This is a genomic window from Rothia sp. HMSC064F07 (genome assembly GCF_001837265.1).
In the GTDB taxonomy this organism is placed as follows: Bacteria; Actinomycetota; Actinomycetes; order Actinomycetales; family Micrococcaceae; genus Rothia; species Rothia mucilaginosa.
Genome location: NZ_KV831920.1, coordinates 30752 through 54496, shown reverse-complemented (window position 1 = coordinate 54496; position 23745 = coordinate 30752). Strand labels below are relative to the sequence as shown.

13 protein-coding genes are annotated in these 23745 nt (G+C 59.4%); 4 read left to right on the top strand and 9 right to left on the bottom strand.

The window, feature by feature from the left end; all coding sequences use genetic code 11:
• The first annotated feature begins 174 nt into the window (after positions 1–174).
• On the top strand, positions 175–522 hold the full coding sequence (locus tag HMPREF2712_RS00725) for a hypothetical protein (RefSeq protein WP_070819006.1): 348 nt from the start codon (positions 175–177) through the stop codon (positions 520–522).
• A gap of 94 nt (positions 523–616) precedes the next feature.
• Here HMPREF2712_RS00725 and HMPREF2712_RS00720 read toward each other — a convergent pair whose 3' ends face one another.
• Positions 617–1363: a hypothetical protein gene (locus HMPREF2712_RS00720; protein WP_070819005.1), complete on the bottom strand. Its 747-nt coding sequence runs from the start codon at positions 1361–1363 to the stop codon at positions 617–619.
• 1204 nt (positions 1364–2567) lie between these two features.
• Between HMPREF2712_RS00720 and HMPREF2712_RS00710 the strand changes: the two genes are divergently transcribed.
• Positions 2568–3233 carry a hypothetical protein gene (locus HMPREF2712_RS00710; protein ID WP_070819003.1) on the top strand — a complete coding sequence of 222 codons (666 nt, stop codon included), beginning with the start codon at positions 2568–2570 and terminating at the stop codon, positions 3231–3233.
• Positions 3234–3347: 114 nt separating this feature from the next.
• Here the strand turns inward: HMPREF2712_RS00710 and pdxT are convergent, their stop codons facing one another.
• Positions 3348–3986, bottom strand: a complete 639-nt coding sequence (gene pdxT / locus HMPREF2712_RS00705; protein ID WP_070819002.1) for a pyridoxal 5'-phosphate synthase glutaminase subunit PdxT — start codon at positions 3984–3986, stop codon at positions 3348–3350.
• Between the two features lie 115 nt (positions 3987–4101).
• Positions 4102–5007, bottom strand: coding sequence for a pyridoxal 5'-phosphate synthase lyase subunit PdxS (pdxS, locus tag HMPREF2712_RS00700; protein ID WP_005507298.1), 906 nt, complete (start codon positions 5005–5007; stop codon positions 4102–4104).
• A gap of 435 nt (positions 5008–5442) precedes the next feature.
• Between pdxS and HMPREF2712_RS00695 the strand changes: the two genes are divergently transcribed.
• Both HMPREF2712_RS00695 and HMPREF2712_RS00690 read left to right on the top strand, forming a co-directional pair.
• Positions 5443–7083, top strand: coding sequence for a Na+/H+ antiporter (locus tag HMPREF2712_RS00695; protein WP_049356104.1), 1641 nt, complete (start codon positions 5443–5445; stop codon positions 7081–7083).
• 196 nt (positions 7084–7279) lie between these two features.
• A complete protein-coding gene (locus tag HMPREF2712_RS00690; protein ID WP_070819001.1) occupies positions 7280–8806 on the top strand; it encodes an MATE family efflux transporter in 1527 nt (508 codons plus the stop codon).
• 103 nt (positions 8807–8909) lie between these two features.
• Here HMPREF2712_RS00690 and nadE read toward each other — a convergent pair whose 3' ends face one another.
• The 6 genes from nadE to HMPREF2712_RS00665 all read right to left on the bottom strand — a co-directional run bounded on the left by nadE (position 8910) and on the right by HMPREF2712_RS00665 (position 23475).
• On the bottom strand, positions 8910–9743 hold the full coding sequence (gene nadE, locus HMPREF2712_RS00685; protein WP_070819000.1) for an ammonia-dependent NAD(+) synthetase: 834 nt from the start codon (positions 9741–9743) through the stop codon (positions 8910–8912).
• A 287-nt stretch (positions 9744–10030) separates the two neighbouring features.
• A complete protein-coding gene (locus HMPREF2712_RS00680; RefSeq protein WP_239663408.1) occupies positions 10031–10285 on the bottom strand; it encodes a recombinase in 255 nt (84 codons plus the stop codon).
• Positions 10286–10571: 286 nt separating this feature from the next.
• Positions 10572–10712, bottom strand: a complete 141-nt coding sequence (locus HMPREF2712_RS09045; protein ID WP_168167384.1) for a hypothetical protein — start codon at positions 10710–10712, stop codon at positions 10572–10574.
• Positions 10713–10807: 95 nt separating this feature from the next.
• Positions 10808–14848, bottom strand: a complete 4041-nt coding sequence (locus HMPREF2712_RS00675; RefSeq protein WP_070818999.1) for a S8 family serine peptidase — start codon at positions 14846–14848, stop codon at positions 10808–10810.
• Positions 14849–15295: 447 nt separating this feature from the next.
• Positions 15296–19252 (bottom strand): S8 family serine peptidase, encoded by a 3957-nt coding sequence (locus HMPREF2712_RS00670; RefSeq protein ID WP_246828643.1) that lies wholly within the window; start codon positions 19250–19252, stop codon positions 15296–15298.
• A 275-nt stretch (positions 19253–19527) separates the two neighbouring features.
• Positions 19528–23475 (bottom strand): S8 family serine peptidase, encoded by a 3948-nt coding sequence (locus HMPREF2712_RS00665; RefSeq protein WP_371326242.1) that lies wholly within the window; start codon positions 23473–23475, stop codon positions 19528–19530.
• Positions 23476–23745 lie beyond the last annotated feature (270 nt).

Sequence of the window (23745 nt, the reverse complement as noted above, 5' to 3'; positions counted from 1 at the left end):
GGGGGGGGGGAGTGTTTACCTCTTGAATAGGGTTCATGTTTGCTGTAAAGTAACCCACAATACGTAATATACGTGTTGCACATTACTTGTTTTTGAGAAGTTTTCACCAATGATGGTGCGCCATCAGCTCGTCACCGGCGTAGCGAGCGAACCCCAATTTGAAAGGCGGTTCCCATGTTCTTCGATATTTCTGTGTTCCTGCTAGTGGTTTTGGTCATTGTGGGTCAGCTGAAAAAAGCACCACCAAGGTTGCTAAACAACCCTGGCTATCAGAAGGAGAGGGAGCAGGTGCGAAAGCACCGGCGCATCCTGGATATGCTCAGCCTGAGTTTTGCTCTTGCCCTGATGATTATTCAGTGGGGTGGCCCCCTGACGACGCTTGCCTTTCGGGCGTGCGTTATTTGGTTGATTCCCAGCCAGCTGTATGATCTCTGGCAGAAGTTCAATGTGTCGCGTGGGGTACTCTTCGCGTGTGCTATCGCGCTGATTGGTATTGAGTTTGGGTTGGCGCTCCTACCCTAACCTGCACCCTATAACAGTTGTGGCGGTGACCGAACAACGGTCACCGCCACAACTATTTTTAAGATGAGACAGACTCAGATTAGACGGGGTTCGATTAGACAGGGTTGTCGGGGCTGGGCAGGGTTACCACCTCAGACCAGCGCGTATCCTGAGCGGCCGCACGGTTCGCGTCGCTCTTCTGCTTCACATCGGCGGGTGCCTGCTGCGCCCACGCCTCAAAAGCAACAATGTAGTTCTCGGGGTAGTTTGCCGCGAGCAGCTCCTGGCGGGTCGGGAAGTACTCCTTGCCCTCTCGAATATCGACATAGTTGCTTGCCTTGTAGGGGTCGGCGCTCTGGATGTCAGTGCGCGGGCCGGAGGCTACCTTTCCGCTTGCCACGTTATTGTCATCGATAGCGCGTACCCATGCCGCAGCGTAGGTGTGATCGGCCTTGTTCTTCTCGTACAGTGCCAGGCACTCGGATCCTGCTGATTCAGCTTCGGCGCGGGTGGGGAAGTTCGCCTGGTTGCGCACAACATGCCGCGCGGAGACGTAGGAGGGGAGTGCCGTTCCGCGGTCGGCGCTGATGGCTTCCTGCTGCTTGAGGGTTTCAGCTTTCGCGGTTTCGTCAGGTTCAAGGCAGGGGGCGGTTGCCTTCTTCGCCGCGGAAGAGGAAGCGGACCCGGTGGCGCTTGAAGCTGACGGGGAGGAAGCCACGGTCGTATTCGAGGGTGCCGGAGTGCTGGATGCCGTGCTGGTGGAGCTGCCGCAGGAAGCAAGAAGCATGGGAAGAATCGCCAACGCGGCACCGCGTCGTAGACCGCTGGAACGGAGCGAAAGAAAAACAGGGGTGTGGGTCATGAGACCACCTCACAAGAGGGATGGAACGATATATTGCGTCTAAACATACCCAAATATTTGATACATGGTCAATGGAAAATACCATCTTAGTTTAAAACCAACACTCTAGACGCAAGATGTGCAACCCAGTAGTCTTAAAGTTCTGACCTGCTTAAATATGTGGTAGATGGGGTAATAGTGCGGAGATTTTGCGGGTCACTTACTTGTCTTAGCTTAGGCTTTGGGGCTTAGTGGATAAGAAAAACAACATTGAGGCTATGCGTTCGGTGTTGCGCTACTAGCGTTTTATGCTATTGAAAGGAAATGGCATCATGAATTCTACTTATAAGATGTTCGCCGTAAATGAGAAAATAATTTTGTATATCTTGTTTCTCATTGTATTGCAATTTTTTTATATTTTCCCAACTGCCCTGTATACAGATTTCGATAGATTTGTCTCGCCATGTGATGGGTGGCGAAGTACCTATTTCTACTTGCCCTTCTTTGTGGTGGGAGTTGTATTAGCTAGCTTGTGGCAGATTTTTAGTATATGGCTGGGTGTCAAGCTTCGCATAGGCATTTTTTGGATTGCGTCGCTATATTTAGTTTTTAAAATGTATGGGACGTATGAAATTGTAAAAAGCTATATCGTCAGTCCATGTAAAGTCCCTACAGAATATATGCATGGAATATCGTGGCCATATGATTTGCAAGTATTCATTCTCCTGGGTCCCGATATTGTCTCATGCATTATTTTTATAGCAGTTTTTATTGCATGCTCTAAGCGTAGCTACTGGGTGCCGACTGCCGCGGCTATAGCTGCGTTTGTTGCGCAGTGCGTCATCTCGCTACTGCTCTGGGAATACGTTAGGGGACTTATCTATTTCCTCCTGTAGCGGCTTCTAGCCGTTGAGATGCAGGTTTTTACGGAGTTCGAGGTTGCATAAAGGGCGCTCCAACCGTGCCCCTCTGGATATGTTGGCTTCTGTTGATTATCGGGCAAATAGCAATATCTGATGCTGGCGTCTTGGCGTCGTGTTTACCTCAAAAACCCGGTGGCTTCCGTATTTACGCAAGTCAAGGCGCTGAATAAACTTGTTTATCGATTTTCCTCCGAGGTGTTGGATTTTAAAAAATAAACATATTTTTCTCTTGACCATGTATCAAAACTGCCCGTATAGTGAGGGGCAATTCGGCATGTTCCAGCCCACAATGAGGTGACATTATGGCCCTGAAATCCAGGACCCCCAACCCCCGCTATAACGCACTGCGATACGGCGCCGCTCTCTTAACCCTGCCCCTGTTCCTTGCCGCCTGCGGTAGTGCGAACACCGCGGCAAATAGCACCTCCTCACCCTCCGCGGCGAGCGCCTCAGCAACGGCAAGCACCACGCCGTACATCAGCTGCTCCTCATACTCCGCCCAAGATCTCGCATCAGCAGAAGCCGCCAAGCCCGTCCCGCGCACCGACGAACAATACCCCGCGTACATCGAGTACCGGCACATCCTCGGAGACGGCGGCCATATCATTGAGCCCAGCGAAATCGACAGCAAGTGCCACGCCGCACTCAAAGCAGGGCGGAGCACACTCCCCGAATACGTTCAAAACATCGATGCCTACAACGCTCAGCCCAGCATCGGACTTACCGACCCCTTCGCCGGCAGTGAGTACCGAGACATCAAGAACCGCAACGAATTCATCCCCCACCGCGCAGACCTGGAAGAAGCCGCCTACCCCGAGACGATTATTCGTCTCTACGAAAAGTGGTACGAGGCAGCCCCCGCAGACATCAAGACGCTCAGCGACGCGAACCGTGCACGATTCCTCGCCACGAGCGCCTACCAGCAGTGGAAGGCTCAGCCCCAAACCCCCAGCAGCGCCCGCCCATAAACCCACTCACGCATAAGCCCACGCAAAAACAGTTGTGGCGGTGACCGAACAACGGTCACCGCCACAACTCTTTAAATGCTCATTACCGGGCTTATTTTTTTTGGGGGGGAGGGGCTAGCTGCCCTTCACCTCGCGTGCCAGAGCCAGCAGCTCCTCATGCACCGTCGTATCACCCGTAACCTCAGGGTGGAAAGAAATACCAATCAGGTTGCCCGAACGCACACCCACAATCTTCCCCTCATGACGAGCCGTCACCTGCACACCCTCACCAGTGCCAGTCACAATCGGCGCACGAATAAACGCCGTATCAATAACCACCTCATCACCGGCAGGGGTCAGCCACGGCAGGCGCACCTCCGCAGAATCAACCTGCGAACCAAAAGCGTTACGACCCACCGAAACATCCAAAACGCCCAGCGACTGCTGACCCGGTGCCGGATCATCAATACGCTTCGACAGCATAATCAGACCAGCACACGTACCCAGAGTCGGCAAGCCCGAAGAAATCGCCTCAATCAGCGGCTCACGCACACCAAAAATACGGGTCAGACGGTCAATCGTCGACGACTCACCACCCGGCAGAACCAGCGCATCCAGACCCTCAAGCTGCTCACCGGTACGCACCCAACGCACCTGCGCACCCAGGGACTCCAGCATCAGCGCATGCTCACGCACGCCGCCCTGCAACGCCAAAACACCAACCGTCAAACCCTCACCCGGCAAAACACCGGTAGGCTGAACCTTCTCAACCATCACCGCTCCCTTCACAAAACAACAAACACAACAAACACAAGGAGGGTGGGACCCGCCTCAGCGAACCCCACCCCCTCATCAAACACTCACCCCGAATACGGGGTGCGCGCACGAATTACCAGCCGCGCTCCGCCAGGCGGTGCGGTGCCGGAATGTCAGCAACGTTAATGCCGACCATAGCCTCACCCAGGCCGCGAGAAGCCTCAGCAACCTTCTCCGGGTCATTGTAGAAAGCAGTAGCCTTCACAATAGCCTTCGCACGAGCAACAGGGTCGCCCGACTTGAAGATACCGGAACCAACGAACACGCCGTCAGCACCCAGCTGCATCATCATCGCAGCGTCGGCGGGGGTAGCCACACCACCAGCGGTGAACATCACCACGGGCAGCTTACCGGTCTGAGCAACCTCACGAACCAGCTCGTACGGTGCGGCCAGTTCCTTAGCCTTCACGTACAGCTCGTCGGGCATGGTGTTGTACAGGCCCTGCAGCTCAGCAATCTGACGCTTAATGGTGCGGATGTGCTTGGTAGCCTCAGAGACGTCACCGGTGCCAGCCTCGCCCTTAGAACGGATCATAGCGGCACCCTCGGTGATGCGGCGCAGAGCCTCACCCAGGTTGGTAGCACCGCACACGAACGGAACCTTGAACTGGTGCTTGTCAATGTGGTTCACGTAGTCAGCGGGGGAGAGAACCTCAGACTCGTCAATGTAGTCGACCTTCAGGGTCTCCAGGATCTGAGCCTCAACGAAGTGGCCGATGCGTGCCTTCGCCATGACCGGAATTGAAACAGCATCAATGATGCCCTCAATCATGTCCGGGTCAGACATACGAGCCACGCCGCCCTGCGCACGAATATCCGCGGGAACGCGCTCGAGAGCCATGACGGCAACAGCGCCAGCATCTTCAGCGATCTTAGCCTGTTCGGGGGTGACGACGTCCATGATGACGCCGCCCTTGAGCATGTCGGCCAGGCCGCGCTTAACAAGCGGGCTGCCGGTTACGGTGTTGTTATCAGTCATGACCTTATCTTCTCACGTTCTGAGTGTTCGCGCGCACTCACGGGGTCGGATTTTCTGTTCTCTGACACAGTACGACCCCAAGTTCACGTCAGAACGACACAAAACGTCATGAAAAGCGGTTAGAGTAGGGCGGTTCATGGGCTGAGCAGGCCCGGCTGAGCAGACCCGCCGGATGCACGCAGGTCGCCTCCCATAAACTCACATCCCGAGCGGCCATAAGGCAAGGTTTTGCTCAGGGTAAACATCCACCCACCCGCACTGAACAACGGTAAAATACAGAAGCTACGCCCGCACTCGTCCCCACGCGGAAGCCTCACGGCCCAGGGAACGAGCAAAACATTTTGGGCACCCTGGCACCCGCACACTCGCGGACATCAGCCGTCTATCAGACGCACACCATGAACCAGCCGCCACATCCAAAAGGAACACACCAAATTGCTTGAAGTCATCATTGCCCTATCGCTGGCAATTCTTCTGGGTAATATCCTCGCCCATAAAATACGGATAACCCCCGCCATTCTGCTCATTTTCCTGGGGCTTGTGCTGGCGCTCATCCCCGTTCACGCCATGCACGAGGTGCGCGAGGTCGGGCTGCCACCGCACGTGATTCTCGAAATCTTCCTGCCCGTGATGCTGTTCTGGGAGACCCGAAACACCTCCTGGCGTGAGGCGCGCGCTCGTCTGCGCGGCATTCTGCTCTCGGGCACGGTGCTCGTAATTTTCACGGCGTTCGTTATCGCCTGGGTGCTTCACACATTTATGGGCGTCTACCTGTGGCATGTGGCGCTGATTATCGGTGTGGCGCTCGCCCCCACCGATGCTGTGGCCGTGGCAACGCTCAACGGCAAACTCCCCAAATCTTCCATCACCACCCTTAAAGCGGAAGCACTCATTAACGACGGCACCACCCTAGTTCTTTTCGCACTCGCCCTGCAGCTTGCGGGTGGTCATGAACTTACCCTGGGGACTGCATCCGGAATGTTCTTCTTCTCGTTCCTGATTGGAACTCTCGTTGGCCTGGCCGTCGGATGGGGTGTAGATAAGCTGCGTGCGCACATCGGCAACCCCATGAACTTCAGCGTGTTCATGTTTACCGTGCCGTTTATTGCTTTCTTCCTGGCTGAAGAGATCGAGCCTTTTGAGGGCATGAAAGGTTCCGGAGTGGTGGCTGTGGTGGTCGCCGCTTTCTACCTGACCTATCGCGGACCGGATACCATCAAACCCCAAAACCGTTTCTACGGTCTGCCCATCTGGTCGTTTGTCTCCTATGTCATGAACGGTGCGCTCTTCGTGCTCGTGGGTGTTCAGCTGCCCAGCGCCACAGCGCCTGTGGATGATGTTCTTCGTGAATACAACTATGCGTGGGCTTTGACGTTCGCCGTGATTGTGGTGGCATGGCTTGTTTCCATTGCGGCGCGTTTTATTTTCCTGCACGTCTCGATCGGTATTATTCGTGCCCTTGACCGTTCAGAAAAGCAGAAGCAGCTGCGCACAACTTTCCGTGGCCGTGTAGTGAGTACCTTTGCGGGACTGCGCGGCGGTGTTTCCCTCGCGGTGGCTCTCTCCGTGCCGACTGATGTTCCCGCGCGTGACTTTATTATCTTTGTTGTTGCGGGCGTGGTTCTGCTGTCGATGGTGGTTCAGGGGATGCTCCTGCCGCTCGTTATTAGGTGGGCGAAAATTCCGGTTGATACCACCGAAGAAGATGAGATTAATGAAGCAATCCGCACGATCATTGCCGAGTCCTTCGACTCTGTGGCTGAGATCGGCCAGGAAATTGGTGCACCACAGTGGATTATCGACCGCATTGCCGACGAACAGATGTACAACGCGAGTATACACCGCAACCTGCACGCCGTTCGTAAAGACGGTGCGAATGCGCCGGAAGAAGCCCGCCGCATTATTGAAGCGGGCGACCTTGAGAAAGAGCTGCGCCTGCGGCATTTGGAGAAGCAACGCAGCGTGCTCAAGCGCCTGCGTAATGAGCGCATAATCGACACGAATGTGCTCCACGCGATTCAGGAAATCCTGGATATTGAGGAGGTTCGCGTGCTTGGTCCGGTTGAACTCGAATAGCTCACACTCCTACATGCGATACGTATGAGGCGAGGCGCCCCACCCCTAAACGGGGAGGGGCGCCTCGTTACTTTTTTGTCTAAACCCCTAGCCCAACCACTACGTGGAAACGGTACAATACACTAGCCCGTTTTTTGTGCGGACCACGCTTCTTACCGCGCACCGGACACAACACAGACTAGAACCACAGGAACCTATGACGTCCCACCAGACTGAAAACAACGCACCCAAAAATAGCGCACCCAACAACAATGCACCCGCCGCAGGACACGGCGGACACGGCCCGCACGGCGCAAGCGAAGACCCGCAGAACATCTACCTGCTCAAAGACGCCCCCATCCTCAAGGCGCTCCTCTCCCTCGGCGTGCCCATGGCACTCGGCCTCGCCATCACCAGCATCTACAACGTGGTGAACTCCTACTTCGTCGGCCACTACGGCGGCACCGAAGACCTCGCCGCCACCAGCTACGGCGTGCCCGTCTTCGGCGTCATCATGGCGATCGCAGGACTGTTCGGCCTGGGCTCCTCAACCCTCGCCTCCCGCAAGCTCGGTGAAGGCCAGCCCGCCCACGAAATTCACCGCGTCACCTCCTTCGCCCTCTACTCGGCGCTCGGTGCCGGTATCGTCGCGGCGGCTATCGGCTTCATCCTCGCCGACCCGATCACCAGCATCATGGGTGCATCCGGCGGCTCCTACGAACCGACCCGCATCTACGTGCACCTCATGTTCCTCGGCGCGCCCCTCGCTATCGGCATGTTCACCCTCGAACAGCTCGTCCGATCCGAAGGCTACGCCAAGCAGTCCATGTACGGCATCATCGTCGGCACCGTCGTCACCTGCATCTTCGACGTGCTGTTCATCGCCATCATGGGCATGGGCGTCGCCGGTGCCGGTTGGGCGATGCTGCTGGCGAACGGCGCATCCATGCTGTACTACCTGCTGTTCCTGATGCGTCAGAGCGAGAACTTCTCCGCGAACATCCGCGACTTCTCCCTCGACCCCGCTATCATCAAGCCCGTGGTCGCGGTCGGTGCCGCCGAGCTCATTCAGAGCCTCAACCTGATCTTCGCCGCCCTGCTGCTGAACAACCTCGCCGCCTCCTACGGTGACGACACCGTCGCGGCGTTCGGCCTGGCAATGCGCCTGAACATGGTGCCCGAAATGCTGTGCATGGGCCTGTGCATGGGTGGTATCCCGCTGTACGCCTACGCGTACGGTGCCCGCAACGGCGCCCGCGTGAAGGAGGCGCTGCGCACCGCAACGATTCTGTCCGTGGCGACCTCCGCGATCATCACCATTCCGGTGCTGATTTTCCGCCGTGAACTGCTCGCCGTGGTTGGCGATGCAAGCCTCATCGATACCGGCGAAGAGGTCATGATCGCACTCATGCTCGCCGCCGTGTTCAACGCGGTCAGCATCGTGTTTGTGTCTTGGTTCCAGGCGTCCGGTAAGGGCCGCCCGGCAATGCTGATGACCATCGGTATTGCGTTGCTGTTCTTCCCCGCCGTGTACTTCGGCAACATGTGGTTCGGATTTAAGGGTCTGACCTGGGCGTTCCCCTTCACCCAGGTGCTCGCCTGCGCGCTGGGCCTGGTGCTGTTCCTCGCCACGGGTGGCGCGAAGGTACCGCCCGCTGAAGCTGAGGTTGAGACTGAAGGTTCTGAGGATTCGGATGTTCAGGCTGCCCAGGTTTCTGGCGCACAGCCCGAACAGAAGGCATAGTCCTCGGTCTGCAAAAGCATAGTAAAAGCCCCGAACTCCCGCCAAGGGAGTTTGGGGCTTTTACGTTAGTTCTTACGCCGGTTGAGGCGCTAGTGTTTTGACGCTAGTTCTTCCACCAGGAATCAAAAATCGTCACCGGAGTAGTGCGCTTATGGCGGCTACGCAGGTAAATCTGCTCCAGCTTCGTAGCGGCCGCCTCTTCGATTTCCTTACCCTCCAGGTAGTCATCAATCTGCGGGTAGGTCAGACCCAGCTCATCCTCATCGGTACGGCCGGGCACGCCGTCCAGCAGGTCAGCCGTCGGCGGCTTAGCCCACAGACGCTCAGACGCACCCAGCACCCGCAGCAGCAGCTGGTTCTGGCGCTTATTCAGGCCGTACAGCGGCAGCAGGTCCGCGCCGCCGTCACCGAACTTCGTGAAGAAACCCGTAATGGACTCCGCCGCATGGTCGGTACCCACCACCAGGTAGCCGGGGCCGCCAGCAACCGCGTACTGGGCGATCATGCGGGCGCGCGCCTTCACATTACCCTTGTTGAAGTCGCTCATCTGTTCGCCGGTTGCGTCAGTGTAGGCGGTGTCGAAACCGTCGACAGCCTCCGCAATGTTGAAGGTCAGGGAGCGGGTGGGCTGGATGAAACGCAGCGCCTCCTGCGCGTCCTCTTCGTCGTGCTGCACACGGTAGGGCAGGCGCACCGCCACGAACTCGGTGGTGCGGCCACGCTCGTTGAGGCGGTCCACCGCCAGCTGGCAGAGGCGACCCGCCAGGGTGGAGTCGATACCGCCGCTGATGCCCAGTACCAGGCCGCGGCTTCCGGTGGCTTCCAGGTAGTCGCAGATGAACTGGATGCGGCGCTCCACTTCTTCGCGTGCCTGCTCTTCGGTCATGTTGGGCTTGACGCCCATTTCACGGATGATCTGTGCCTGTAATTCACGCATGACTTAAGTGTACGCTCCACCTTATAGCCCGTGCGGTGAACCGCCGAGGGAGGCGAGGTAGTGTTCCACACGGTGCGTTCAGACCCGCCCGCGCTAACTAGCCCACCTCGGGCAGGGTGAGGCAAGCAAATACCCCCGGCAGACGCGTACAGCATCCGCCGGGGGTATTTAGCTAGAATGAGAATGGCGTCAAAAAATAAATTACATCCCTAATAGTATTAAATCATTTTAGGTGTATTAATTTTTTCGACGATCTTCCTTGCGGGAGATTTTTTCGATTGACGCCTCTATATTATTTTTTTATAGTTAAGCCACCAAAGGCTAAACATCCCGCTAATAGTATTTTTGCCAATATCGACAATACTTGGAAGTCCTTGGTCTTTGAGGGATTTTTCAATCTCTTCATGTGAATAACCCTGTTCTTTCATGATTTCAACAAGGCTACTAGCTTCGGCGTGAGGCCCAGAAATCATTGGGTGGTGATCAATCTTGTTCTGTATGTCAACAAGCTCGTCGTAGAGGGCTTCTTTATTTTTTGCCATGAGTATCAACGCCCCAACGAAGATTGGAAAAAATATTAGACATAATTTCCTCCTAATAATAAATCGAAAAATTAACGGTGTGTTGTGTTTCATATATTAGCAGATTTGGAGTGGATTAATCCAGGAAAAATACTGTTGAAAATATCACATATTGCACTACATTGAAATATGTTTGATTTTGTGCTTTTCTATGGTTTTCATAAAATATTTTCATAAAAATTTCTTGGGTTTATGTGGGTTTAAGGGCTTGTGGTGTTTACCGGGGGTATTTCTTTCGAAGGAATAATCAGTGGCTTAGATTTTCAAAGGCGCTCTCATAGCGGTCAATGAAGTCAGCCGCCGCGTTCAGAAGCTCCTCTTGATCGAGGACATCCTGGGCAGCTGACAGCGTCTCATCCTCGCCGTTCTGAACCTGTAACTCACTCATAACTTAAGTCTACGCGGCAGACATAACAGCCCACAGAAAAGGCCGTGCCGGGGCAGAAAACTCCACCCCGACACGGCCCTCACATCCGCATCCGACTAGCGGTTATTCAGCACGCGCACGTTATAGCGGTGCAAGAACGCCGCCATCGCGCCACGCTCAATCGGCTGAACCGGACGGAACGAACCATCCGGCCAACCCGTCGTAATCCGCTGATCGGCCAACCACGCAATCTCGCGGTAGAACTGGCTGCCGGTCGACACGTCACTAAACGGCGAAGCCACCGGAGCCGAATACGCCGGCGAACCCGCAAAACGGTAGAAGAACGCCGCCATAGCATCACGATTCACCGCAGCATTCGGACGGAACGTACCATCCGACCAGCCGGTCGTAATACCGCGAGCGCGCATCCACTCAATCTCCTTGTAGAACGGGTGATCACGCGGCACATCCTTAAAGCTCGGGGTGCTCGGCGCAGTGAACTGCGGCGAACCCGCCATACGGTAGAAGAACGCCGCCATCGCGCCGCGCTCCACCGAACCGTTCGGGCGGAACGTACCATCCGGGTAGCCGGTCGTAATACGACGCTGAGCCAGCCAGTTAATATCATTCACGAACGGGTAATCCGCCGGAACATCCGTAAAGTGTGCGCTCGCGGCGGTATCCTCAGAGTTCGACGAGACACGCAGAACCTGCGCACGCTCACCCGCAGCCCCATTCACGCCGGACAGGTCGCCGGTCGCATTGTGCATGTGCAAGAACAGCGCAGAAACGTTCTTCGCGTCGCCGTTACGGTGCGCCACCAGCTGAGTCTCCGGTGCGTCCACGAACAGGTTCGGCACGCCCGCCGAATCGCCACTGAACCACAGCTTCGGTGCCGCATAGTTGAACACCACCGAATCAGTCGTATCAACCACAGTCGTAGCGGAGAACGCGCTCGAAGTGGTCACCGAGTACGAAATCTCGGTCGACTCAGCCTCGGGGTCCAGACCCAGAACGCTCAGCGGAACAGTCATCACCAGGGTGTTCGAATCCATGATGTTGGTGTCCGTATCACCCCAGGTGCCGTTCAGCGGGTACAGGGCGTTCTCAATGGCCTGCCACTTGCCGTTGCTGCGCTTAGAAACCTTCACCAGCGGGTAGTCCAGGCCCTTCTCACGCACCGTCTGCAGGCGGTAGTCGCTCGTGCCGTCCTTGTCGGTATCAATGAACACGTAGTAGGTGCCGCGCGGGGTCACCTCCTGCCAGTTACCCCAGGTGGAAATACCGAAGGACAGGCGCGCCTCGGAGGTGTCCGCACCGGCAGCCTTCAACGCCGCCACGTCCGAGGCGGCACCCACATACTGCAGGTCCATGCGGGAATCCGAACCCACACCCAGCTTCGCGGTCGGGATGCGCGGGCTCGAAGCGCCCAGCTCAAAGGCACCCAGCAGGGAGCGGTAACCGCCCTGATCCACCGCGGTACCCTGCAGGGTCAGGGTCTGCTCCAGGGCACCCACGCCGTTCGTGTCAAAGTGAATATCTGCACCGGCTACGCGCATTGCGGAGACCGGTTTCGGGGCCACATGCAGCGGCATGCGCAGGGTCTTCACCGTAGCCGAAGAGTCAGCATCGGTCAGGATCAGGCGGCCCGAAGCGCTCGCAATGTACTGGCGGGCACCCGAAATGGTCACCGCACCGGTCGAGTAGTTCACCGAATCCTGGGTCGGGTACATGGACGGGTCGCGGGTCTTCTCCAGCTTCGACGGGTCAATGCGCACCGTCACGGTGAACGTTGCCTTCTGGCCGGCACCCACAGACACGGACTGCGGGTAGGAGAACTCCACACCCGGGATGCTCGTGCTGCCCTCATAGTTCAGGGTGTAGGTGTGCGCCACCGAGTCGGTATTCTCGACGCTCACGCGGTGCTGCAGGGTCTGCACACCGGCGTTCGGGGTGTACTCGAGCACGCCGAAAGTGTCCGAAACCTGTTCGGGGCGTGCCGCGTTGAACAGCATGACGCGGTCAGCTACCGCCGCACGCGTGTTGATGCGGCCGGTACCCACACGGTCCACCGCGTAGGGGTTGCCCCAGGCGTCCTGCATGTGGTGGTCGGCGGTGTTCATGATGACGGTCTTAATCATGCGCGGACCGTACTCCGGGTGCGCCTGCATGATCAGCGCCGCAACACCGGCAACAAACGGCGTGGACATGGACGTACCGGTCTTCACGCTCGAACCGGTGCCGCTACCAACCTCGATGGAGGAAATGTTCGTGCCCGGTGCCGCAACGTCCGGCTTGGTGATGCCGTGCGAACCGTGCATACCGCGCGCGGTGGAGGTGTTCGCCTGATCCAGCTTGCCGTTGGGCACGCGAATCGACTCGCGCAGGTTCTCGCCGAGCTGCAGGGTCAGCTCACCCGAATCAATCTGCGCGGAAAGGCGCTCCACCTGGCTCTTTGCCAGGCGCACGCCCGGAATGGAGGAGTTACCGCCGATAGCGGTGTCACCGACCTCAGTGTTCGAGGTGAGCACCACGCCGGTTGCGCCAGCCGCCTGCAGGTTGTCGAAGCGCACCTTCGAACCGCAGGGTGCTACGCCGTCAGCGTCCGCCCAGTCGATGAGAGCCCACTTGCCCTTCAGAGCGGCGGCTTCCTCTTCGGTGAATGCCTCGCAGGCGTAACGGTTACGGGAGGCGGCACGCACCACGGTGCCGCGCAGCTGCTCCTCGGTCGCCTTTGCGTAGTCGAAGCTCACCGAGTAGTCGCCGTAGGTGTCCGCCTCGTTCGCGGGGGCGAGAATCTTCACGCGGTCCACCAGCTGGGTCGAGCCGATGGAGTTCGCCACGGTCAGGCCGTAGGCGCTGGTGCCGGGGCCGCCCGAGTTGGAGTAGGTGTCGCCCACGGCGTTGTAGTTGTTGGCGTTACCCGCCGCAACCACGGAGAGGATGCCCTCGCGGTAGAGGGAGCCGACCGCGTAGTTCACGGTCTCATCGAACACGCCGAATTCGTTGCCGAGCGACAGGTTCGCGATGTCGGCGCGGTCGGAGAAGTCGCCGTCGTCGTTGGGGTCGAGCACACGGTCCAGGCCCTTGGGGACGAACGCGGTGGTGCCCTTACAACCGAAAATGCGCAGACCAATCAGCTGGGCGTCCGGTGCGGAGCCGGGGCCGATCTTCATGTCCTTGAGCTGCTCTTCGGTGAGCTTGGAGTAGTCGCCGTGGAAGGTGCTGCCGTCCGCGTTCACGCCGTAGCCTGCCGCGGTGCCGGCCACGTGGCTACCGTGGCCGCCGCAGTCGAGCGGGTTGTTATCCGGGTGGGGAGTGGAGGTTTCCTTCTTACCGGAGTTGTAGTCGTCACCGACCAGGTCGTAGCCGCCAAGGAACTTCTTCGGATCGTAGGTGCCCTCGGGAATCGTGTCGGATGCCTTCGCCTTCTCGAAGGCTTCCTGCGTGCCGGGGCCACCCAAATCGGCGTGCGTGTAGTCGATACCGGTATCGAGCACGACAATCTTCACGCCCTTGCCGGTGTAGCCGGTGGAGGCGGGGTTCGCCGGGCTCTTCGCCCACACGGAGAGCGTGTCCGTATCAATGAGGGTGCCGCTGTTCTGCGGTGCCATATCCTCAATGATGCTGATGCGTTCCACATCGTCGCGGTTCGCGAGCGCACGAATCTGCTCGACGTTACCGTAGAGCGCCACGCCGCGCATCGTGTTGTGGGTGGTGTACAGGACCTGCGCGCCGGATTCCTTCGCCGCGGAGGCGCCCTGCTGCTGCACGCTGGCGCGGATTGCCTGCACCTGTGCTTGCGCGTTGACGGGTGCCTGCGCGCGGGAGCGGACCGCGTCCGGCTGGGTCTGGGCGTACGCGCCCTGACCCTTGAATCGGACGAACACGGCGCGTTCGCCGGTGGCGCCGTCCAGGCTGGGGGAGAGAACTTCGTTGTTGTTCTCGCCGGTGCCGGTGTTCTGGTGGGGTGCGTCCCGGTCTGCGCCGCGTACTACGCCCGGTGCCGCGTAGGCGGCGGTACCGAACGGCAGGGCGGTCAGCCCGAGGGTGAGCCCCAGGGTGAGTGCGCCGCAGCCGCGTGCCAGCTGCTTGAGGCGGCCCGGCTGTGTGTGCCGGGCGGCTCGCGCGGGGGTAGCTTCAGGGAATGTTGCCACTGAATGCTCCTTTTTAGTGATGGTGCGTTTCTTAGCGGTTTCTGCACCGAGGTTCTGCGCGGAGAGTTATACGCCGAGAGTTCTACTCGGAGAGCTGTACGGCAAGGGTTCTGCACCGAGAGTGCTACGGTGCGTCTGCACTGTGTTTCCAGTGCGCCTCCAGTGCGTCTGTGCGGCGTAAACGTCAAGGTTCATGCCGATGGTGAAGAAACCTTCACTTATTGTCTCAACGATTCTTTATATAACCTAGTCAAACTCGTATTACGGAACATTACGCGTAAATAACAAAGCACCCAACCACAGAAAAAGGGAGCCGCACCGCCGCAGATAAACTGCAACGGTACGGCTCCCTCGGTAAAACCTGCTGAGGTAGCACCTACAGCGGTAGAACCTTACGAGCCCTTAGGCTCTGAGATTTTAGCTCCCGGAACCCTAGAATTCAGGTTTTTAGATTTCAGGGCTTTCCTTCAGCACACCCGTGCTGTAGCGGTACACGAACGCCGCCATAGCGTCGCGGTGCACCGGCTCCACGGGGCGGAACGAACCATCGGGCCAGCCGGTGGTCACGCCCTGCTCAGCCAGCCACGAAATCTCGCGGTAGAACTGCTTGTCGGTCGGAACGTCCGTGAAACGAGCCTGCGCGGGGGCAGTGTACTCGGGCGAACCAGCGTAACGGTAGAAGAACGCAGCCATCGCGTCACGGTTCACCGAACCCTCCGGACGGTACGTACCATCGGGCCAGCCGGTCGTGATGCCCTGAGCCTTCATCCACTCAATCTCCTTGTAGTAGGGGTGGTTGAGCGGAACATCAGAGAAGCTCGGGGTGGACGGCGCGGTGTACTGCGGCGAGCCGCTCATACGGTAGAAGTACGCAGCCATGGTTGCGCGGTCCATGTTGTTCAGCGGACGGAAGGTGCCGTCCTGGTAGCCGCGGTCAATCTGACGGGCAGCAATCCACGTGACTTCACGGTAGAACTGGTTATCCGCCGGAACGTCGGTGAAGCGTGCATCGTGGATGGTACGAGCCACCTTCACGACCTGCGCATGGTCGCCAGCGGCAACACCGTTAGCGGTCTTACGGCCGCTCAGGTCACCGGTCGCGTTGTGCATGTGCAGGAACAGAGCCTGACGCTCCTTGTTGTTGTTCTTGCGGTGAACGGTCAGCTGACCGCCGTCACGATCCACAAACAGGCCGGGCACGCCCGACTCCTCACCGGTGAACCAAACACCGGGGTTGAAGGGGGAGTACTCGATAGCGGAGGTGGTGTCCACGTAGGAGTTACCTTCGTTGTACCAGGTGTCGGTCTGCACCGTGTACTTGATGCTCTGAGCCTTCTCAGCGGTCAGGCCCAGGTCCTTCAGCGGCACGCCCAGAATCATGGTGTTGGTGTCCATGATGTTGGTGTCGGTATCGCCCCAGGCGCTGTTCAGCGGGTAGCGTGCCACCACGGTGGATGCGTTACCGGAGATGGACCAGACCTTCACCAGCGGGTAGTCCAGACCCTTCTCGCGGGTCACTTCCAGAACGTAGTCGGCGGTGGAGTCGTTGTTGGTATCAATCTGCACCTGTACCTGACGGCCCCAGTGCATGCTATCCCAGGTGCCCCAGGTCGAAATACCGAAGAACAGAGAACCATCGTTCGGGTTCTTGCCGGCAGCCTTCAACGCCGGAGCGTCCGAAGCGGCACCCACATACTGCAGGTCAACAGACTGGTTCGACGGCAGCTTCAGCTGACCGGACGGAATACGGTCACTGATCGCACCCAGCTCAAACGCACCCAGAAGCGAACGGTAACCACCCTGGTTCAGGGTCGTACCGCGCAGAGTCACCGTGGACTCCTTATCGGAGACGCCCTTGTAATCAATACGGGACGCATCCACACGCATCTTCGAGACGGGCTTCGGAGCCACGTGAATCGACTGGCGGATCGCCTCGCGACCATTCTCAGAGAAAATCAGGCGACCAGAAGCGCTCGCAATGTACTGGCGCTTACCAGCAGCCAGAGTCTTACCGCTCGTCCAGTCCTGAGCAACCTGGTCGGCGCTCATCGCCGGGTCCATGGTCTTCTCCAGCTTGGACGGGTCAATACGCACGGTCACGGTCACGTTCTTACGCTCACCGGCACCCACGCTCACCTGCTGCGGGTAGGAGTACTCCACACCCGGGATGGTCGTGCTTGCCTCGTAGCTCAGGGTGTAGGTGTGAGCCTGCGAATCGGTGTTGTCCAGCACGATTTCACGCTGGACAGTCTGAATACCCGAATCGGGGGTGTACTCCAGCACGCCAAACGCGGTCGAAACACGCTCGGGGGTCTTCGCATCGTACGCGATAACCTTCGCGTCCACGGCGGCGCGAGCATTCACCATGCCCGTACCCACACGATCCACCGCGTACTGCGCACCCTGCTCATTCTTAATCGGGGTGGACGCACCGTTCATCAGCGCAGCCTTAATCATCTGCGGGTTGTAATCCTGATGTGCCTGCATCACCAGAGCGGCAACACCGGCAACATGCGGGGTCGCCATGGAGGTACCGGTGAAGGAAACACCCTTATTACCCATACCCACAGCGGCAGAGACAATCTCAGTACCCGGTGCCGCAAGGTCAGGCTTAATGAAGCCGTCAGAACCGTGCTGACCGCGAGCACTCGAGGAATTCAAATCAAAAGCGTGCGAGTGGGTGCTACGACCCGAAGCCTTGTAGTCCAGGTTCATCTCGACGGTTACCGGACCGGCAGCCAGAGCCTTCTCCAGGTCCTTCGTCGAAGAAGCAGTCAGACGCAGACCCGGAATGGTCGCATTACCACCAATGCCGATGGTGTAGCGCTCAGCCTTACCGGCCATCACCACACCAACACCGCCGGCAGCCTGAACGTTATCGAAACGCACCTTCGAACCGCACGGGAACGTCAAATCGTCCTGATCCCACTCGAAGTAAACCCACTTACCCTTCAAAGCCTTCGCCTCTTCAGCGGTGAAAGCCTCGCAAGCGTAACGGTTACGCTTCGGTGCGGCAACAACCTCGCCGCGCAGCTGATCAGCGGACGCCTTCGAATAATCGAAGTTCACCGAGTAATCACCCTGCAACCACTCCAAACCAGTCTTCGTGGTCGCGCGGACACGGTCAATCGGCTGAGTGGAGCCGTAGGCGTTCGCCACCGACAGCGCCGCAGCCGCATTCGCGGGGCTACCCGAATCGGAGTAGGTGTCACCCACACCGTTGTAGTTATTGGCGTTACCGGCAGCGGCCACAGTGAACACACCCTGGCGCGCCATCGTATTAATCATGTACGACTCAGGGTCGTCAGCCGGGGCAAACTCGCCACCGAGCGACAGGTTCACAATGTCGGCGCGGTCAGAGAAATCACCGTCACCATTCGGGTCCATCACGGTATCGAGCGCCTTCATCACAACACTCGAATTGCCGTAGCAACCGAACACGCGAATCGCCAGGATCTGAGCCTCAGGAGCAGTACCGGGGCCAATAGACATGCCCTTCAGCTGCTCCTCCGTCAGGTTCTTGTAATCGCCACGGTAAGTCGTACCGTTCGCCGTCACACCATAACCGGCGGCAGTACCCGCCACGTGGGTGCCGTGACCGCCAGAACCGAAACCATCCGGGCGGCAATCCAGCGGGTTATTGTCCGGCTGCGGAGTCGACTTCTCAGCCACCGATGCATTGTAGTCATCACCGACCAAGTCAATGCCGCCAATGAACTTATTGCGATCAATCAGGCCCGAATCAGCGGACGGAAGCTCCGTCATCGCCTTAGCCTTCAGGTACGAATCCACCGTACCGGGGCCACCAAAATCAGCGTGCGTATAGTCAACACCAGAGTCAACAACCGCAATCTTCACGCCCTTACCCGTGTACCCCGTATTCTCACGGGTCCACGTGGCAAGAGTCTTCGTATCAATCTCGCTACCGGAGTTCATACGCTCCTTCGCGATAATCGGCGAAATACGCTCCACATCCGGGCGCTCCGCCAACGCACGAATCTGCGCAGCATCACCAGTAATCGCCGCACCACGCATCGCATTATGCGTGGTGTACATCAGCTTCGCGCCAGAAGCAGCCGCCACAGACTGAGCCTGCGACTGCACCTGGGCTGCAATAGCCTGCACCTGCGCCTGACGGTTCGCCGGCGCCTCCTTACGTGCCAGAACAGCCGCGGACTGGGTCTGCTCATACGCACCCTTGCCCTTGAACTGCACATACACGGTGATTTGGCCTTCAGCCTTCTGCAGGCCCGGGCTGATACGCGAGGCCGCGTTACCGGATGCGCTCGCAGTGCTTCCTTCGACCTGCTGGGGGCTCTGAGCGTGAGCTGCAGAGAAAGTGGCGGGAACGCCGAGAGTAAGGGCAAGAGCTGCACTCAAACCGGTCGCACCGACAGCCTTCATTCTGCGGCGTGGCGCATGAGGCGTTGTCATGGAATCCTCCTTCGGATTTTCTATTTTTCGATGGTGCTGTGTGCTCTGTGGTTGTGTATCGGTGATGTGCGGAGGCGGCCCCACCGGCAGACGACGAGTGAGTGCGTCCGCCGCTGAAACCGCCACCAAAACTTGAGAGGTTCCGGGGTCTTCAGGCCCCGGACCCTGCCGGTTCCGGGTACCCCTCCCACCCCATGCAGGGGGCGGGAGGGGACCCGAACTGTTCGCTACCGGTTAGCTACCGTCTAGCGGCCGGCCTGGTTAGCAACCTTCTCGGTGTAGCGGTAGATGAACGCCGCCATCGCGTCGCGGGCAATGGGGGTCACCGGGCGGTAGGTGCCGTCCGGCCAGCCGGTGCTGATGCCCTTCGAAGCCAGCCACGTGATTTCACGGTAGAACTGGTTATCGGTGGAAACATCGCTGAAGTGGCTGGTCGCGGGCAGGTCCACGTGCGGGGAACCCGCTGCACGGTAGAAGAACGCAGCCATGGCGTCACGGTTCACCGGTGCGGAGGGGCGGAACGTGCCGTCCGAGTAGCCGGTGGTGATGCCCTGAGCCTTCATCCACTCAATCTCCTTGTAGAAGGGGTGCGTGGTGGGCACATCCTTGAAGCTCGGAGTGGAGGGGGCAGTGAACTGCGGGGAACCCTGCATGCGGTAGAAGAACGCCGCCATTGCGCCACGTTCCACGGACTCCAGCGGGCGGTAGGTGCCGTCCGGGTAGCCGGTGGTGATGCCGCGCTGAGCCAACCAAGAGATCTCGGTGTAGAACTGGTCGGTGTTCTTCACATCGGTGAAGCGGGACGGAGTGATGTACTCGGTCTGCTGCTCCTTGATGTTCAGCACCTCGGCGCGGTTGCCCTTGGCGCCGTTGGTACCGGAGAGGTCGCCGGTGCCGTTGTGCAGGTGCAGCAGCAGCGCCTTGGCGGGGGTACCGGATTCGCCGAGCGCGGGGATTGCGTCAGCGGAGCGGTGCGCCGTCAGGGTGGTGGTGGAGGCATCCGGGTGAAGGCCAGCCACGGCGGAGGAGTCGCCGCTGAACCACAGCTTGGGGCTGAAGGGGCGGTACTTGATCCAACCGGTTTCGCTGACGTTACCCCACTCGTACTGGGTGGTTGCGCTGACTCGGTACTGGATGTCCGGGTTGTTTGCGCTGGTCAGGCCCAGGTCCTTGAGGGGTGCACCCATGATGAGGGTGTTGGTGTCCATCATGTTGGTGTCCACATCACCCCAGGCGCCGTTGAGCGGGTAGTAGCCGAGCTCGACGAGGTTGCCGTTCTTGTAGCCGTAGAGGCGAACCAGCGGGTAGTCCAGGCCCTTAGCGCGGTCGGTGACCAGCTTGTAGTCGGCGCGGTTGTTGCCGTCGGTGTCGATTTCTACGGTGAAGGTGTTCTCGTAGGAGACAACATCCCAGTTCGCCCAGGTGGAGATACCGAAGCGCAGGGTGCCGTCATCGGCGTTGCCGCCGGCTGCCTTCAGTGCGGGCGCATCCGAGGAAGCACCGACGTACTGCAGGTTCGCCTTAACGTTGCTGTTCAGCGACAGGGAGGTGGGAGCCACACGGTCCACGCTCGCACCGTACTCGAACGCGCCGAGCAGGGAGCGGTAGCCGCCCTGGTTGACCTCGGTGCCGCGTAGCGAGATTTGGGACTTGGTCCAGCCGGTGTCTGCCTTCTGAGCCTCGTCGCTGGAGGGCTTCTGGGTGAAGGTGACGGTGTCTTCGGCGGCGTGCATGGTGCTCACGGGCTTGGGGGCCACGTGAACGGGCAGGCGCAGTGCCTTGGTGCCGTCTTCGGTGAGGACGAGTCGGCCGGATGCGCTGGCAATGTACTGACGGTACTGTGCGGGAACGGTTTCGTTGCCGGTGTAGTAATCAGTTGCGTTCTGGGTGGTGTCCATTGCCGCGTCGCGGGTCTTCTCCAGCTTGGACGGGTCGATGCGCACGGTGACTTCGAACTTCTTAGTTTCACCGGGTGCGAGGGTGACCGCGGAGGGGAAGGAGTATTCCACGCCAGGAATATTAGTGCTTTCAGCGTAGGACAGGGCGTAGGTGTGCGCCACGGAGTCGGTGTTCTCGACCGTCACCTCGCGGGTGAGGGTCTGAACGCCAGCATCCGGTGCGTACTCGAGCACGCCGAAGCTCAGGGACACGGTACCGCTCTTGTCAGCGTTGTAGACGAGGGACTTCGACTGCACGGCAGCGAGGGTGTCGACTCGTCCGGCGCCCACACGGTCCACCGCGTATGCGGCACCGGATTCGGTGCGCACGTCGTGGGTTGCGGTGTTCATGAGGGCGGACTTGACCTGCGCGGGGGTGTAGGTCGGGTGGCTCTGCATGACCAGGGCGGCGGAACCGGTCACGTAGGGTGCCGCCATGGAGGTGCCGCTGAAGGTCACGGAGTTGTTACCGGTCGCTACCGCCGCGGAGGTGATGTACGAGCCGGGTGCCGCAATGTCGGGCTTGGTGTAGCCGTAGCTGCCGTGGAAGCCGCGGGCACTCATGGGGTTCAGCTGATCCTTCTTGTCGGTGTCCACGCGCAGGGAGGACTTCAGCTCATTGCCGAGGCGCACGGTCAGGGGCTTACCTGCCGCTTCTGCTGCGGTGATCTGTGCACGCAGGTCCTTAGCGGCGGATGCTGCCAGGCGGAAACCGGGCAGGGTATCGTTACCGGCGATGCCCAGGCCAGGCTCCTCGTCGTGGCCTGCAAGCAGTACGCCCTTGGCGCCTGCCGCCTCCAGGTTGTCGAAGCGCACCTTGGAGCCGCAGGCGAGTTCACCGTCATCTTTAGCCCAGTCGATGAGCACCCACTTGCCCTTTACAGCTGCCGCTTCGTCGGCGCTGAGGGCGTTGCAGGCGTAGCGGTTGTTCTCGGAGATTGCGGTGAGTTCACCGGTGAATTCCTTGCTGCCCGCCTGTGCCCAGGGGTAGGAGGCGCTGTAGTCGCCGCGTACCTTGCGGGTGGTGCCGGTGGCGGGGTCGGTCAGCTCGGCCGCATCCACGGCGCGGGTGGAGCCGTAGGCGTTCGCCACGGTAATTGCGCTGGAGGCGGTGGCGGGGTGACCGGAGTTGGAGTAGGTGTCGCCGCGCAGGCTGTAGTCGTTGGCGTTACCCGCGGAGATCACGGAGAGCACGCCGGCGCGGGTGAGTGCGTCAACGGCGTAGGCTTCGGGGTCGTCCTGCGGGGAGAACTCGCCACCCAGGGACATATTGACTACGTTCACGCGGTCGGAGAAGTCGCCGTCACCGTTGGGATCGAGGGCACGGTCGAGCGCCTCAATGACGACGTTGGTGCTGCCGGAGCAACCGAAGACGCGGAAGGCGTAGATTTCAGCGTCGGGGGCGACGCCGGGACCGATCTTCATGGTCTTGAGCTGCTCTGCGGTGAGCTTGCTGTAGTCGCCGATGAAGGTGCTGCCGTCGGCGTTCACGCCGTAGCCTGCCGCGGTGCCCGCCACGTGGGTGCCGTGGCCGCCGGTGGTGCAGTCGAGCGGGTTGCCGTCGGGAACGGCGGTGTTGCTGCCGTCGTAGTTGTCACCAACAAGGTCGTAACCACCGGCAACCTTGGTGCGGTTGATGAGTCCGGAGTCTGCGGAGGGCAGCTCGGTGAGCTTGGATGCCTTCTCGTAGTCTTCGAACTTGCCGCTACCGCCGAAGTCGGTGTGGGTGTAGTCGATACCGGAGTCGATGACGGCGATTTTCACGCCCTTGCCGGTGTATCCGCCCGCGCCGGCGGGGTTGGTGGTGCCGGTCCAGGTGGCGAGGGAGCCTGCGTCAATGGCAGCGCCCGCGTTCTGGCGGTACTTGGGCAGGATGGGCGAGATCTTCTCCACATCGGGGCGGTTGGCGAGTGCCTTGATGGACTCGGCGTCACCGCGCACTGCCACGCCGCGTACCGCGTTGTGGGTAGTGTAGAGGACCTGCGCGCCAGACTGGCTGCTGACCTGCTGTGCCTGGCTCTGCACCTGGGAGGCGATTGCCTGCACCTGTGAGCTGGTGTTGACGGGTGCCTGCACGCCGGCGCGTACGCCTGCGGGCTGGGTCTGTTCAAAGGCGCCCTTACCCTTGAAGCGGACGAAGGCGGTGACGGTGCCGCTGGCGTTCTTCATGCTTTCGCTGAGTACCTGCTTGACGGCGTCGGGGTCTTCCGCGGCGTGGGCGGTGGTGCCCAGGGCTGCGAGGGGGCTCAGTGCCATGCTGAGGGTGAGTAGCCCGCTGCCGATTCGGCGTCGATGCGACCGGCCGCGGGGGTTTGGGGAGGCGGTGTGTGTCACGGTGCTCCTTTGCTTGGCTCCCGGGATGTTTCTGGGAGGCTTGTGGTGTTGTTCTGGTGGGTTCCAGCTGAACTTGAACACACTAGATGTGAACTAGAATACACCTCAAAATGGCTTGTGAAGCGTTTATTACCCCTAAATGCATCAAATTGTGGACATGTTCGACCCTTTTCTTTTTCACGTTTTTCATTT

Bases quoted from the DNA above. Each gene is read 5' to 3' on its own strand.
- pdxT (WP_070819002.1), bottom strand. From the start codon at position 3,986: ATGGTTGAGAAGGTTCAGCCTACCGGTGTTTTGCCGGGTGAGGGTTTG.
- HMPREF2712_RS00720 (WP_070819005.1), bottom strand. From the start codon at position 1,363: ATGACCCACACCCCTGTTTTTCTTTCGCTCCGTTCCAGCGGTCTACGA.
- pdxS (WP_005507298.1), bottom strand. From the start codon at position 5,007: ATGACTGATAACAACACCGTAACCGGCAGCCCGCTTGTTAAGCGCGGC.
- HMPREF2712_RS00725 (WP_070819006.1), top strand. From the start codon at position 175: ATGTTCTTCGATATTTCTGTGTTCCTGCTAGTGGTTTTGGTCATTGTG.
- HMPREF2712_RS00680 (WP_239663408.1), bottom strand. From the start codon at position 10,285: ATGGCAAAAAATAAAGAAGCCCTCTACGACGAGCTTGTTGACATACAG.
- HMPREF2712_RS00665 (WP_371326242.1), bottom strand. From the start codon at position 23,475: ATGGCACTGAGCCCCCTCGCAGCCCTGGGCACCACCGCCCACGCCGCG.
- HMPREF2712_RS00690 (WP_070819001.1), top strand. From the start codon at position 7,280: ATGACGTCCCACCAGACTGAAAACAACGCACCCAAAAATAGCGCACCC.
- HMPREF2712_RS00670 (WP_246828643.1), bottom strand. From the start codon at position 19,252: ATGAAGGCTGTCGGTGCGACCGGTTTGAGTGCAGCTCTTGCCCTTACT.
- nadE (WP_070819000.1), bottom strand. From the start codon at position 9,743: ATGCGTGAATTACAGGCACAGATCATCCGTGAAATGGGCGTCAAGCCC.
- HMPREF2712_RS09045 (WP_168167384.1), bottom strand. From the start codon at position 10,712: ATGAGTGAGTTACAGGTTCAGAACGGCGAGGATGAGACGCTGTCAGCT.
- HMPREF2712_RS00710 (WP_070819003.1), top strand. From the start codon at position 2,568: ATGGCCCTGAAATCCAGGACCCCCAACCCCCGCTATAACGCACTGCGA.